This window comes from Desulfovibrio sp. MES5 (assembly GCF_002237645.1).
GTDB lineage: Bacteria > Desulfobacterota > Desulfovibrionia > Desulfovibrionales > Desulfovibrionaceae > Desulfovibrio.
The window spans coordinates 1-14,897 of record NZ_MJUZ01000022.1; the positions used below are offsets into that span (position 1 = coordinate 1).

Consider the following 14,897-nt stretch of genomic DNA (forward strand, 5'->3'; position numbering starts at 1 on the left):
CGGCGGTTTGTCGTGCTGGTTTCGAATGCCTGGGCGGCATTGGCCAAAAACGTATCTCGCCAGCGGTAGTACATGCTCTGAGTGATTTGATATTCACTGCAAAGGCTTGCCACAGAGCGCCCCTGCATGCCTTCAAGCACGATGCGGGCTTTACTTTTGCTGTCCCAGATACGGCGTTTCATGTTTCCTCCAGAGCTTGAAGAAAACTACCTTAACAGGGCTGCCATGTTAATGGGGGGTAGTATAACGCCATTTCAAAGTTGCTCTGATCCAGAACGCTTGCCACGATACTAAAAAAGCCCCAACGGTCGCCGGTTCGGCAGCCGTTGGGGCTTTACGCTTTTATGTTCAGGGCAATCAAGCCAGTTTTTCGATACGCAAAGGGATGCCCTGGCGCACGGCACTGCCTGTATCGCTTTCCGTCAAAGCAGAAAAGCCCTTGCGGCTGGGGTCGTCCGGCACAAGATCATTGAGATTGATGCCCGCAGCAGCCCCTTTGAGCGCGACAATGCGCTCGCCGTCCACCACGATGTCTCCAGCGCCCAGAGCCTTGTGCCCAAAGCCGTGCTCAACCCCCACAACGCCGCGCATGATGCCGTCCGACACGGTGGCCTGCGCTGTTTCCACGCCGCCGGGCGTCACCAGACGCACCATGTCGCCATGGGCAATACCCAGCGCATGGGCATCGTCCTTGTTGACCATCACCATATTGATCGGCTTGATGGAGCGCAGACGCGGGGAAATGATGGCGTAGGAATTTATGAGGTTGGACTTGAAAGACACCATGAGCAAGGGATACTCCTTGTCTGTCCAGCGCGTGCGCAAGGGAGTTCCGTCTGTGAACTCCGCATCGCGCAGTCGCGGGATACCGCTGTAGTGCCTGCCGGTCTGCGAATGCACGGCTGTAGCCGCTTCTTCGTTATAAATGCACATGGCCCGCGTCCAGCGGCTCTTGGTCGTGTCGCCTTCATAGCTGTCGGCAGCAGGCTCGTAGCGCCCGCCACGGCTGTAAAGATAGGCCACAGGCCCCTGCTCTTCGGGCTCAAGCACCTTGATAATATCGGCCATTATGCGACCGATGCCCGAAAGCTTTACGTCCTGCTCCGTGGGGGAAGGCAGGGTTTTGCCCTTGAAAAAGGCCATGTTCGCGGCAAGGCGCAGATAATAATCCTGCGGCGTGTGCAGCGGGTGCAGTTCGCCGGAGGCATCAGGAATGGCCTTGTCGCCAAAGCCGGGCAGGTTCATGCGCTTGGCGGCCTCGATCAAAAAAAGCTCCATACACACAGGCTGCCCGGAGGCCGACTTTTGCTGGCGTGGCTCAATGGCGGGCCAGCGCGCCGTGGACATGCGGGTCAGCACGCCGCTCCATGCTTCTGCAAAGCCGCCCCACACCTCATACAGACAGGGGTCTGGCACAAGATAGTCCGCATAGGCGTTGGTTTCGTTATGAAAGGCGTCGATGCCCACAATGAGGGGTAGATCCTTGGGGTCTTTCAGCTTGGCGTCCAGCGCCCGCTTGAGTCCGCCATGGCCGTAAATCACGTTGCCTGTCCAGTTGATCCAGCACTTGAAGGTAAAGGGATAACCGTTGGCGTGGCCCAGCAGATGCTCGGCGGGCAGATTGGGCGCAGTGAGCGGAAACCACGGCATTGCGGCGGGATACGGAGATTCCCCGGCCTCAACCTTCTGCTTGTAGGCAGTGGATTTTTCATAAGCGGCCTTACAGCGGTTTGCCGGAAAGCCCTTGGGTTCCTTTTTGCCGGGGAAATCCGCCAGATTATAGCGCGGACCGGGGAAAGCCGGGTTGTGAAAATTGCCGGGCGCAACACACAAGCCCCCCTTGGCGTTGAGATTGCCAATGAGCGTATTGAGGGTCAGCACGGCAAAGGTGGCGTTCATGCCAGTGGCGGTCATCATGCCGCCGTGAGCGTCCGCCGCCGCTTTTTTTCCGTGGGCGGTAAACTCCCGCGCCAGATCAATGATGGTCTCGCTGGCAACGCCGCACAGGGACGCATATCCCTCCAGCGAGTGCGCCAGGGCTTCTTCCTTGAGCAACTGCAGGGTCGTGGCGGCCTGAACCCGTGCGCCGTCCGGCAGCGTCACTTCGCCGTTGAAAAACAGCGCCGCTTCCGCGCATTTGTCCGCAGGCAGCAACTCGCCAGAGGGCGAAAGTACAAGCGCTTCACCTGGCAGGGGCTTTCCGTCCGGCCCCTTGCTATCGGCCTGCGGCGGCATGCGCAGTATCTTGCCCTGTTCAGGGCCGGAAAGACACACAAGGTGCGTGGCATTGGAAAAAGCGGCCTCTCCGGCATCCGTAGCGGCCTTGAGCGTGGGGCGGCAAAGAAAATGCGCGTCATAACGCTCGTTTTCCAATATCCAGCGGATCATGCCCAGTGCCAGGGCCACATCCATATCGGGCCGTACGGGAATCCAACGGGCCTTGTCGCGTACGGCATCGGTGGTGGAAAGCCGCAGTACCGGATCCACCACGGCGTAGTGCAGCTTGCCATTGGTGCGGGCCTCCGCCACCATGCGCGCCGAATGCTTGAAGGGATTGCCCGCCTGCGCGGGCGCGGTGCCCCAGAACAGGGCAAACTCGCAATTTTCAAAATCCGGTTTTGCGTGCGCGTTGGTAGCCATATCATTCAGCACAAGGCCGGAGCCCATGCGGAACGACAGCCCGCAGTACGCGCCGTGCTTGCCGAAATTGCGCGTACCATACGACTGTACGCCAAAACGCTGAAAGAAAAAGCGTTCGCGGCCATCATCCAAGGCATAGGTCAGCAGCAGCCGGTTGGAGTGCGGCCCGAATTCCGGGTTCTCGGGACTGGCCGGGCCGGGGGTTTCACGGATGGCCCGCAGCCCGTCCACATGGCCTTCGCCAAAAAGGTCGCCGCCCTCAACCACTTCTTCAACAAGCTGCTCAAAGGGAATGGTCTTCCAGCGGCCTTCACCACGCTTGCCCACCCGCTTGAGGCAGTGGGTAATGCGAAAAGGGCTTGCCGAGGCGTCAATCATTGCTGCGCCGCGCCCGCAAACGGTAGAGCGGCGTTCATGCCCTGTGGACTCTTCGTCGCCCGCCCCTCTGGCGGAAAGCCCTACGAGAGCCTCGCGCACAGGCATGCTCATAGGCACGGCGTGCGATGCGGAAAGCGGATTGTAAGGATTGCCCGCCACGCGAACGACCTTATCCTGCGCCTCGTCAATGTGCAGGCGCACGCCGCACATGGTGCAGCAGCCCCAGCAATGGTTAAAGGCGACGCGGCTGCCCTTGCTCAGAGCCACAGCGCCGTCTTCGGCCACCGTAAATTCCGGCTGCAGGGCGTTTTTGTTGATGGGGTCGCGCACCGGTTCACCGGCGGTGCCGTCCACGATGCCATTAATAATTTTTTTGCCGGCGCCCGCAGTGGCGGCGGCCACCGCCCCCGCGCCAATAATCACCGCGCCTGCGCCCAAAAGTTTACGTTTTTTGGTATCCATCAGTATATCCGTCTAAATTTGTTTGGCTTTGGAGGAGGAAGGCAGCAGAACAGGCAGGACCGTCGCCAGAACAACCATCAGACCAACGGTGCCACCAAAAGCGGCCAGCGCGTCCAGCGTGAGGAGGTCGGCAAAAGCTTCACGCGCGGGATACAGCGACGCATTGCGCCCGAATATTTCGCCCATATGAATGATCTTCCACAACAGCAATGTGGCGGAAAACAGCGCAAACGAGCCTCTGGTCGCAAGGCGGGCCAGACTGCCGCTGCCGAGCAGCAGCGTGCAGAGGGCCAGCAGGGCCGACAGAGTCTCCGGCGCATGCCACCACATATCCACAAAGGCGGCATACCCCTGCGGAGCGCGCACCAACAGGGCCAGCACTGCGCACAGCAATTGCAACATCAGGCACACGCTCCCAAGCTTCAGTATTGGTACAGTGTGACTGCCCCCGCGATCAAAGTCATCAAAACGCAGACGCAGCCAGATCAGCAGGACCAGGCCGCTGGCAGCTGCAAGCCCGGCAGCAGTCAGCACCACCGACGACCAGTATCCGACCCAGAGAACCCGGCCCACACAGGCCCGGACTTCGCCCGTGGCATAGGCCATGGCCAAAATGCCCAGGGCTGCCGCAGCAAGGGCCACGGCACGATTGACGGTCTGTTCCCTGCCGCTCTGCCAGAGCAACGTCAGAACGCACACAAGGCACAGGGGCAGAATATAGGCCCCCCAGGCGGTCCAGGAGCTGAATGAAGGATGTGCGGCAAATTCCCACACGCGCAAGGGCTGTTCAAGCGGCACAAATACGCCCATAAGCCCGCAGGCCAGAGAAATGCAGCTTGCCAGAGCCAGCACATGCACCATAAAGGGCTTTGCCCGGCGCAGAGCGGCCAGCCCCGCACCAAAAGCACTCACGCCGCCTGCAAGAATCATGGTCAGAGCCAGAGGTTCCCACGCGCCCCACTCCGGCCTGTTGACAAAGGGCACAAGGTCAAGAATGTCGTGCATGCTACGTCCTCTCCAGCGGTTTGATAGGCATTGGCTGCGGAATGGAATCCGAGCGGGTAAAGAACCTGTCCAACCCAAGATAAAACACATGAGGATCGGTAGATTTTTCGGGATACAAAACAACAACCTTGCCCTTATACGCGGCCAGCATTTTGCTGACAGCACTTTTGGGATCGCGCAGATCGCCAAAAATTCGCGCGCCCCCAACACAGTTTTCTACACAGGCGGGCAGAAGCCCGGCGGCAGTCCGGTGAGCGCAAAAGGTGCACTTGTCCGCAGTGTGGGTTTCCCGGTTCAGAAAGCGGGCGTCGTACGGGCAGGCCTGCACGCAGAACCCGCAGCCGATACAGGTTGTGGCGTCGATCAAGACGAGGCCGTCTGCCCGCTTGAACGTGGCCCCCACAGGACACACGGGCACGCACGGGGGATTTTCGCAATGGTTGCACAGGCGGGGGATGACGGCCACCGAGGGCTCTTTGTGCTCCGAAGGGTCGCCGCCCATGGCGTATTCACTCACTGTGGTGCGAAAGTTCCCCAGTGGCACGACGTTTTCCGCCCCGCACGAGACCGTGCACGACTGACAGCCCACACAGCGCCTCAAATCAATCACCATGACGTATCGGGATTTACTCTCACCTGCCTCAGCAAACGCGCTGCCCGGAAGCAGCGAAGCTGCGCTGACGCAGCAGAGAGAAAGAAATGTTCGACGTTGCATCAAGTCTCCAATTTTTACATCTTGATATGCTATTCCAGGTTAGAGCATTTCAATTTATTTCAAAGTTAAGATGCTCTAACGCTGCACGCAAGTGCAGCGCGCCACAATGTGGCGTGGATTCTGTCGAAAATCGCATTTCCGGCAGAATGACAACTTTGAAATGTAAAACATTTCAAAGTTAATCTAATCTAGTCGCTATTATACATGCGAACCCATTCTGACGCATAATAGTATAACTTAGTCTTGTATGGAGAGGGGTTTGCCGTGTCAATATTGGTATTTTGTGCACAATCATGAAGCTATGGGCGTTAGCATTGCGTCACCCTCACTCATTTTGTCATAAAATACAGATCCGCCTATGCGCTCAGGACGGTTACGCAAATATTTTATCTGTATTCCCAGATGGATATAAACAGCGCCCAGTGCTGACGACGAGGGCAAATTGCTACCTGCAACAACATTCTTCTTGTGACATTGATCGCTAGCAAGGGATGCCGTTCCTTCTTTGCCGGATTATTTTGATGGCAGGCCCAGGCTCGCGCCACATCCAGCCATAGCTCTGGCCGCAGGTTCACGTTGCATCCGCCGCACCATTTATCCCCGGCTAAAAACCGGCAAGTTGGCATTCTTATGATTGTTTACCCTTTCCTTCACTCGGCCTGCAGGTGCGTGGCATCTCCGGTTTTACCGCTCAGAGGCGAGTGGACAATTTGCTAAAGCAGTACAATCAGCGCTGGTTCAAGGTACAGTTCCCGCTCCTCCGCTCAGATAAATACGTATCGCCGAAATGGAGGCTCTTCATTGGCGGTTTGGCCCCCCGCAATTTAAGACGAATTTAATACCATCTGCCCTAATTTAACACCAATTTCATGCTGTTTTTCATAACGTGCTTCTGCGGGAAAGGTTCCCTGTCCGCAGGAGGGTTTTATGGAAAATGTCATTCTTCAATGCGCATTGTACCTTCTATTGTTGGCTGCGCTTGCGTGCCCTTTGGGGATATACATGGGCAAGGTCATGGACGGAGAGCCATTAGGGATCCTCTCCTTCCTTGCGCCCTGTGAACGCGCATTGTACCGGATTCTGGGAGCGAACCCCACGGAACAAATGGGCTGGAAGCGGTATCTGGGCTGCCTGCTGGCCTTTAGCGCTGTCAGTTCCGTGATTCTTGTTCTTCTGCTTATGGTGCAGCACGCTCTGCCCCTGAATCCGCAAGGCATACCCGACACAAGCTGGGACCTTGCCCTGAATACCGCCGTAAGCTTTGTCACCAACACCAACTGGCAGGCCTACTCCGGCGAAAGCTCCATGAGCTATCTGGCGCAGATGGCAGGGCTTACAGTGCAGAACTTCGCTTCCGCCGCTGTGGGTATTGCCGTCCTGTTCGCGTTAATACGAGGCCTGCGTTCTTCAGGAACTGCGGCATTGGGAAATTTTTGGGCTGACGTCACCAGGGGCACTCTGTATATCCTTTTGCCGTTTTCTCTGGTGCTGTCGCTTCTGCTTGTGTGGCAGGGCGTGCCGCAAAATTTCTCAGACTACAAAACTGTTGCTCTGCTGGAACCGCTTTCCACAGAGGACGGAACAGCCGTTACCGAGCAAATGGTTCCTATGGGACCGCAGGCTTCGCAGGTAGCGCCCAAACAGCTGGGAACCAACGGCGGCGGTTATAACGGCGTCAACTCTGCCCACCCGCACGAAAACCCCACTCCCCTGTCGAATATGCTGGAGATGTTGAGTCTTTTGCTCATTCCCGCCGGGTTGTGCTTCACCTTTGGTCAGAAAGTAGGCGACATGCGCCAGGGCTTCGCCGTGTTTGCCGCCATGTTTCTGCTATTGACAATGGCTGTGAGCTTCACGGCATGGGCCGAGCAGGAAGCGACGCCGCAGCTTGCGCAAAACGAACGGATAAATCTGTCCCCGCAAGGCGGCTCCATTGCCCAGCCCGGCGGCAATATGGAAGGCAAGGAAGCGCGTTTCGGCATAGTAAACAGCGCCGTATGGGCGGCCGCGACCACCGCCGCGTCCAACGGCGCGGTCAATGCCATGCACGACAGCCTCACGCCCATAGGCGGTCTTGTACCCATGGTGCTCATGCAACTGGGAGAAGTTGTGTACGGCGGCGTGGGCAGCGGACTTTACGGCATGTTGGCCTTTGTATTGCTGACCGTGTTCCTGGCCGGACTTATGGTGGGCCGCACACCGGAATACCTGGGCAAAAAGGTTGAACCTTTTGAAATGAAGATGGCTGCAGTGGTTTGCCTGGCGACTCCCGTGATCATCCTGATCGGCAGCGGCATCATGTGCCTTGCGCCGCAGGTTGTGGAAAGCCTCAACAACCCTCTGCCGCACGGATTCAGCGAAATCCTCTACGCAGCCACATCCGCCGGGGCCAACAATGGCTCGGCGTTTGCCGGATTAAACGCCAACACGCCGTTCCTCAATGTTCTGTTCAGTGCGCTCATGCTGGCCAGCCGGTTTGTGCCCATTGCCGCCAGTCTCGCGGTCGCGGAAAGCCTGGCGCACAAAAAAAAGGTGGCCGCCAGCGCTGGCACACTTTCGACCAGCAACGGCATATTTGTTTTCCTGCTGGTTTTTGTGGTGCTGCTTGTGGGCGCACTGAGCTTTTTCCCCGCGCTGGCTCTCGGGCCTGTGGCCGAACATTTACAAATGGCGCGCTAGCCTGAATATTGCGCATCAAGGATACTGGTATGTCCACAAAATCAGAACAAAACATGAATGGCAGCCGCATGCTGCAAGCGGCGTTGGCAAGCTCCTTCGCCAAGCTGGCCCCGCGCTCCCAGGCCCGGAACTTTGTCATGTTTACCGTGTATATTTCCGCCATCATGACAACGATTCTGGCCGTTCTGGGCGGTTCTGGCACGATTTCTGTCCACACCGTGCAAGCCGGATTTGCTGGTGCCGTGGCCGTCATCTTGTGGTTCACGGTACTGTTCGCAAACTTTGCCGAGGCCATAGCCGAGGGGCGTGGCAAGGCCCAGGCAGACAGCTTGCGCAAAGCGCGTAAAAACGTCACCGCCCGCCGGCTGCCGAATCCCGCCACGCGCGCTTCGCACGTCATGACGCCATCCACCGACCTGAAGCCCGGCGACTACGTGCTGGTATACGCCGGAGAACAGATCCCCGCCGACGGCGATGTTGCTGAAGGCGCGGCATCTGTTGATGAAAGCGCCATCACAGGAGAATCCGCTCCTGTCATCCGTGAAAGCGGCGGAGACCGCAGCGCCGTTACCGGCGGCACCACGGTTCTTTCCGACTGGCTTGTGATTCGCGTTACCAGCGAGGTGGGACGCAGCTTTCTGGACAGGATGATCGCCATGGTTGAAGGGGCCGCCCGGCAAAAAACCCCCAACGAAATAGCCCTGAACATCCTGCTGGTGGCGCTTACCATTATTTTTCTGCTGGTTTCGGGTTCTTTGTGGTCCTTCGCGCGCTTTGCCGCGGAACAGGGGCACGCCGCCAACCCTGCTGACCTTACTTCGCTGGTGGCGCTGTATGTGTGCCTGGCCCCGACCACTATCGGCGCGCTGCTTTCGTCCATAGGGATTGCGGGCATGAGTCGTCTGAACCGGGCAAATGTTCTCGCCATGAGCGGACGCGCCATTGAAGCGGCGGGCGATGTGGATGTGCTTTTGCTGGACAAAACGGGCACCATCACTCTTGGCAACCGACAGGCCGTGGCTTTCAAACCCGTGGATGGGCACAGTGAACAGTATCTGGCCCAGGCGGCGCAGCTTGCTTCATTGGCGGACGAAACTCCTGAGGGGCGCAGCATTGTGCAGCTTGCTGAAACCATGTCGCCCCGGCGCACCACAGAGCAACATGTCGGCCATATGACTTTTGTGCCTTTTACAGCCCAAACCCGCATGAGCGGCGTTGACGTGCAGGATTCTTCCATCCGCAAAGGGGCGGCCGATGCTGTTGGCCGCTTTGTTGAAAGCATGGGCGGACACATCAGCTCGCGCTGTGCGGAAGAAGTCAACGCCATTGCCCGCCAGGGCGGGACGCCGCTGGTGGTGGCCCGTGACGCCGCGGTGCTTGGCGTTGTTCATCTCAAGGATGTCATCAAGGACGACGTCCGGGAAAAATTTGGCGAACTGCGCCGCATGGGCATAAAAACGGTCATGATTACCGGCGACAATCCGCTTACTGCGGCTGCCATTGCCGCAGAGGCCGGCGTGGACGACTTTTTGGCCGAAGCCACCCCGGAAGCCAAACTGGCGCTTATCCGCGAGTTTCAGGCAAAAGGACATCTGGTGGCGATGACCGGCGACGGAACCAACGATGCCCCGGCTCTGGCGCAGGCAGATGTGGCCGTTGCCATGAATACGGGAACCCAGGCGGCCAAAGAAGCGGGCAATATGGTGGACCTTGATTCATCGCCCACAAAATTGCTGGACATCGTGCGCATCGGCAAGCAGTTGCTCATGACGCGCGGCAGCCTCACAACCTTTTCCCTGGCCAACGACGCGGCCAAATATTTTGCCATCATCCCTGCCCTGTTTATGGGGTTATACCCCGGTCTGGGCGCGCTTAACATCATGGGTCTGCACAGTCCGTTCAGCGCCATCCTTGCCGCCACCATTTACAATGCGCTTATTATTGTGGCGCTTATTCCCCTGGCCCTGCGGGGCGTGAAGTACCGTGAGGAATGTTCCGAGCACCTGCTGCGCCGTAACCTTTTCATTTACGGATTGGGGGGACTGGCCGCACCCTTTGTGGCCATCAAGCTTATTGACCTGTGTCTGGTCGGCCTTGGGCTGGCCTGAGGAGAAAATCATGCACACCTTGGCAGTACTACGCCGCGCTGTGGTTTTTCTGGCGCTTCTGACCATTCTTACATGTGCTTACACCGTGATTGTCACGGCTGCAGGCAAGGCTCTTTTTCCCTTTCAGGTCGGAGGCAGCATTATAACAATCAACGGCAAGACATACAGCACCCTGCTAGGCCAGCCCTTCAACGCCCCCAATCATTTGTGGGGCCGCCCCGTCAGTGTGGACGTTTCTACATATTCCGCCAACCATAAGCCGCTGCTCTATGCCGGGCCGAGCAACAAAAGCCCTGCCACCGCAGAATACGCGGCAAATCTGCGAACCCGGCTTGACCACGTCAGGAACGCCCACCCTGAAAAAGCGGGCATACCTGTTCCGGTTGATCTCGTGACGGAATCTGCCAGCGGCCTTGACCCGCACATTTCGCCCGCCGCAGCAGAATATCAGGTGGAAAGGCTGGCCCGCGCCACGGGCTTTACGCGTGATGAGGTACGCCGTACCATTGCCATGTATACTGAAGGGCGCACCCTGGGACTGTTGGGTGAACCCAGGGTGAATGTGCTCAAGGTCAATCTGGCGCTTGACGGGCTGCTGCCCAGTGGGTGCGCCGCTTCCGGCGATGGCGATACTTCGCCGCAAACTGGGGCTAGGGCGACGGCGTTTGCGCGCTAACCCTTTCACCCTTCAGCCATCAATGGAAAAACCATGGCAGATAGCTATTCCCGTCCATCCCCAGACGCATTACTGGCACAACTGCAACAAACGGCGCTGACCGGCGCCTCATTCAGCGCAGTGGGCGACGCACTGCATGGAGGCGCTTTTCCACCACGCGGGACGCTCAAGATATTTTTCGGCTACGCTGCGGGGGTAGGCAAAACATATGCGATGCTCCGTGCGGCTCACGCCGCCGCAGAGCAAGGGCAGAACGTGGTTGTGGGATATGTTGAACCGCATCCCCGGCCTGAAACTGCGGCCCTGCTTGATGGGCTGAAAATTGTTCCGCCGCTGGTTCTGCCTTACCGGAATATGTCGCTCAATGAGCTGGACGTGGACGCAGTGCTGGCCCTCAGACCGGAAATAGCCCTAGTGGATGAGCTGGCGCATTCCAATGCCGAAGGTTGCCGCAACCGCAAACGGCATCAGGATGTGGAAGAGCTGCTGCAAGCTGGCATATCCGTCTGGACAACCGTCAACGTGCAGCATCTGGAAAGCCTCAATGATGTGGTGGCCGCCATGACCGGCGTTATGGTGCGCGAACGCGTGCCAGACAGCGTGTTGGACGGCGCTGATCATGTGGAACTGGTGGATCTTGAGCCAGACGAACTCATGGCTCGGCTGCGAGAAGGCAAAATCTATGCGGAAGCCCAGGTGCAGCGCGCACTGGGACACTTTTTCCTGCCCGCCAACCTCATAGCCCTGCGTGAACTGGCGCTGCGGCGCATGGCCGACCGCATCAACCGGCGGGCACTGCCCGCCGACAGCAACGGGGGTGAGGCAAAACGACAGATCAAGGAACATATTCTCATCTGTCTTTCGGGCGCGCCCAGCAACGCCCGCGTCATCCGCACCGCCGCGCGCATGGCGGAGGCTTTTCACGCCGATTTTACCGCCCTGTTCGTGCAAAACGAATCCGCAAGCCGTAACAGCGCCAAAAGCCAAAAGACCCTACGAGAAAACACCCGCTTGGCCGAAGACCTGGGCGCGGCCATCATTACCTTGCAGGGCGAGGACATCCCAACGCAAATTGCAGAATACGCCCGCCTGAGCGGCGTGAGCAAAATTGTGGTGGGGCGCTCCCCCACTGGTGGCTGGCCCCCACGCAGAGGAAAAACCCTGGTGGAGCGCATGGCCGAACTCGCCCCGGAAATGGAAACCTACATCATTCCCGACGCAAAAAAGGCTGAGAACGGACGGCAGCACAACAGCCCACTGTATCTGGCCCTGCGCACCCTGCGAAACACCATCCCCTACTCGTGGCGGCAATGGGCAGTTACGGCGCTCCTGCTCTCTGTATGCACCAGCGCGGGTTTTTTGATATTTTCATTGGGCATGCCCAGTTCCAGCATTGCAGGGCTGTACATGCTGGGCGTGCTGGGCGTTTCCATTCTTACTTCCGGGCCATGGTACGGTGTGGCCGCATCCATTGCTGGCGTGGGCCTTTTTGATTTTCTGTTTGTAGCTCCACGATTCAGTTTTACTGTGTACGATGTGGACTATCTGAGCCTTTTCATAGCCATGCTCATGGTTTCAGTGGCAACCAGCGCCATTACCACCCGAGCCAGAAGTCAGGCCCGGCGCAGCGCGGCCAGGGCGCTGCATACAGAACTGCTTTTGGGCAATAGCCGCAGACTGCAAAAAGCCGCAAATGAAGAAGACATCCTTGCGGAAGCCGCCCGTCAGTTCAGCTCTCTGCTTGCTTGCGAGGCCACAATATACCCCGTGCGCAATGGCCGCTTGGCGTCAGGAATCAACTTTTCACATGGCATGAATGCAGCCCCCTACCTCGAAAAAAAAGCTCTCAATAACGATCAAAAATGCCGCCATGACAAGGCGGCAAGCGCAGATAAAAGCCTGATGTACGGTAAAGATGAGCGAGCCGTGGCGGAATGGGTCGCTAAAAATGGACGCCCTGCGGGAGCAGGAACAGATTCCTTGCCCGGTGCGCAACGGAGCTTTGTTCCCATCCGCAGTCAGACAGAGGTCCTTGCCGTTGCCGCGCTGGATTTCCACGCGGGCAATGCAGGATCATTTGCGGATGCGGCCAGCAAAAATCTCGTTTTGGCATTGGCGGGCGAATGCGCCATGGCTCTGGAAAAGGAGCGTCTTGGACGCGCCAACGCAAAAATTGCAGCCCAGGCGCAACAAGAAAAGCTGCGGGCGGATGTGCTGCGCTCCATTTCGCACGATCTGCGCACGCCTTTGACCAGTATTTGCGGCAATGCGGCTATTCTGTCAGGACAAGACCTCGTGATGGAAAACCCGGAACAACGCGCGCAACTGGCAACTGCCATTGAGGAGGACGCTCGCTATCTTGTGGGTATGGTGGAAAACTTGCTGGCTCTGACACGCCTTGAGCAACAGGGCTTTACCTTGCGCCTTGAGCCCGAATTGCTTGAGGACGTTATTTACGAGGCAATGAACATAACTAGTCGCCGCGCCGCACGGCACGAGCTGCGGGCGGAAATTCCCGACACGCTGCTTATGGCCCGTATGGATGCGCGACTTATGGTGCAAGTACTTGTCAACCTGCTGGACAACGCGGTCAAATACACTCCTGAAGGCACCGCCATACAGGTACGCGCGCTGGCCGACGGGCCATGGGCGCGTATAGCAGTGGCGGATGACGGGCCGGGCATTTCCGATGAAGAAAAAAACCATATCTTTGACATGTTCCATGCCGCAGCAGTAAAAAAAGGCGACGGCAGGCGGGGCATGGGGCTTGGGCTGGCTTTGTGTCGCAGTATTGTCCGGGCTCATGGCGGCGACATAGAGGTGTTTGACAATACGCCCCGTGGCGCCGTGTTTTCTCTTACGCTGCCACGAGAAACGGACTATGGCGGACAAACGACAGATTCCGTCCCGCCGCTTGCAACAGAACACAAACAGGGCTGACCCATGCCGCACAATACGCCTTTTCAGGCTGCCTCACACGAACAACAGGGTATTGAAACTCCAGAACGTATCCTTGTGGTGGAAGACGACAAGGCCATTCGCTCTCTTGTAACGGCCACCCTTGAGAGCCACGACATGTTCTTTCTTGCCGCCGCGACGGGACGCGAAGCCATTGCAGCGGCCTCTGCCGCGAATCCTGATGTGATCCTGCTTGATCTGGGGCTGCCCGATATGGATGGCGTGGATATTATTCGCACTGTGCGGCAGTGGTCTATGACGCCCATTATTGTGCTCAGCGCCCGCAGCGAAGACGACGATAAAGTGGCTGCCCTGGATGCTGGCGCCGACGACTACCTGACAAAACCTTTCAGTGTTGATGAACTGTTGGCACGCCTTCGGGCCACCCTGCGCCGCATACGCTATGAACGCGGCAACATGAACCGCGACCAAAGCATATTTGAAAACGGCCCCCTGCACATTGACTTCGCGGCAGGCTGTGTGACCGTCGAAGGGCAGGAAGTGCATCTTGCCCCCACGGAGTACAAACTGCTGTGCCTGCTGGCGCGCAACGCAGGCAAGGTGCTGACGCACAGAACAATCCTCCAGGCCGTCTGGGGCACTATCCTCCCCCAGAATTTACCCTCCCTGCGTGTATTCATGGCTACCCTGCGCAAAAAGCTGGAAGCGGCTTCTCCACAATGCAACTGCATTCATACCCATGTTGGGGTTGGGTACCGCATGGGCCGTCTTGAAACCCCGCCGGAAATTTAGCTATCCACCCAACAAATCCGTTACAGCGGCATAGACAGTGCCGCCACGAGATGAATTTTCAGTCATATCAAGGAGAATGAGCCCTTTATGCAGAGAGTGCACTCTGATGGTACTCGACCGGAATAAAAGGCGAAGTTCGACGCAAAAATAACTGGAAAGGCACTCGTACGACACTGTCTAGTACCCCACCCAGCTCGGCAAGATAGCGGCACCCCAGCCCCCCATAAACGGCACTCGGTATAAGTCGGGCAATTTCCTGCATCAGGGTGAAGTTGCGCGCCGACTTGCCCGTTCTTTCATAGTGCAAGCTGTAACGACATGCCTAGAGCAGGCCGCATTGCCGCACAATACTGCGCTTAGTATGCCGGAATCGACCATGCCTTGCCTGCGGGGTACGCTCACCGCTTCACCCAGCCTTTGACAAAAAAACCGTGCCCTCCCCGCAAGTTGGCCAATTGGGGAATGCAGTTCATGCAAATCCTTCGCTTGCTGACCTCATCAGGCTTGATTTCACCGGCAAAAA

9 protein-coding genes are annotated in these 14,897 nt (G+C 57.8%); 5 read left to right on the plus strand and 4 right to left on the minus strand.

Annotated features, from left to right (window positions below; genetic code table 11):
- From BCS36_RS06970 to dsrO, 4 genes are all read right to left on the minus strand, one after another.
- On the minus strand, window positions 1-182 hold a 182-nt coding region (locus tag BCS36_RS06970), incomplete at its 3' end, for a transposase (RefSeq protein WP_291302184.1).
- A gap of 175 nt (window positions 183-357) precedes the next feature.
- The gene (locus tag BCS36_RS06975) at window positions 358-3,480 is read right to left on the minus strand and encodes a molybdopterin dinucleotide binding domain-containing protein (RefSeq protein ID WP_291302185.1); all 3,123 of its coding nucleotides are present in this window, start codon (window positions 3,478-3,480) and stop codon (window positions 358-360) included.
- Window positions 3,481-3,492: 12 nt separating this feature from the next.
- Window positions 3,493-4,485, minus strand: a complete 993-nt coding sequence (locus BCS36_RS06980; protein WP_291302186.1) for an NrfD/PsrC family molybdoenzyme membrane anchor subunit — start codon at window positions 4,483-4,485, stop codon at window positions 3,493-3,495.
- 1 nt (window position 4,486) lies between these two features.
- Window positions 4,487-5,200, minus strand: a complete 714-nt coding sequence (gene dsrO, locus BCS36_RS06985) for a sulfate reduction electron transfer complex DsrMKJOP subunit DsrO (RefSeq protein WP_367209265.1) — start codon at window positions 5,198-5,200, stop codon at window positions 4,487-4,489.
- A 927-nt stretch (window positions 5,201-6,127) separates the two neighbouring features.
- Here dsrO and kdpA point away from each other — a divergent pair.
- The 5 genes from kdpA to BCS36_RS07010 are packed head-to-tail and all read left to right on the plus strand — an operon-like array spanning window position 6,128 to window position 14,374.
- Window positions 6,128-7,879 carry a potassium-transporting ATPase subunit KdpA gene (gene kdpA / locus BCS36_RS06990; protein ID WP_291302188.1) on the plus strand — a complete coding sequence of 584 codons (1,752 nt, stop codon included), beginning with the start codon at window positions 6,128-6,130 and terminating at the stop codon, window positions 7,877-7,879.
- 53 nt (window positions 7,880-7,932) lie between these two features.
- Window positions 7,933-9,987: a potassium-transporting ATPase subunit KdpB gene (gene kdpB, locus BCS36_RS06995; RefSeq protein WP_367209299.1), complete on the plus strand. Its 2,055-nt coding sequence runs from the start codon at window positions 7,933-7,935 to the stop codon at window positions 9,985-9,987.
- Window positions 9,988-9,997: 10 nt separating this feature from the next.
- Window positions 9,998-10,663, plus strand: coding sequence for a potassium-transporting ATPase subunit C (locus tag BCS36_RS07000; protein ID WP_291302190.1), 666 nt, complete (start codon window positions 9,998-10,000; stop codon window positions 10,661-10,663).
- Window positions 10,664-10,696: 33 nt separating this feature from the next.
- Window positions 10,697-13,603, plus strand: a complete 2,907-nt coding sequence (locus BCS36_RS07005; protein ID WP_291302191.1) for a sensor histidine kinase KdpD — start codon at window positions 10,697-10,699, stop codon at window positions 13,601-13,603.
- A 3-nt stretch (window positions 13,604-13,606) separates the two neighbouring features.
- On the plus strand, window positions 13,607-14,374 hold the full coding sequence (locus BCS36_RS07010) for a response regulator transcription factor (protein WP_291302192.1): 768 nt from the start codon (window positions 13,607-13,609) through the stop codon (window positions 14,372-14,374).
- Window positions 14,375-14,897 lie beyond the last annotated feature (523 nt).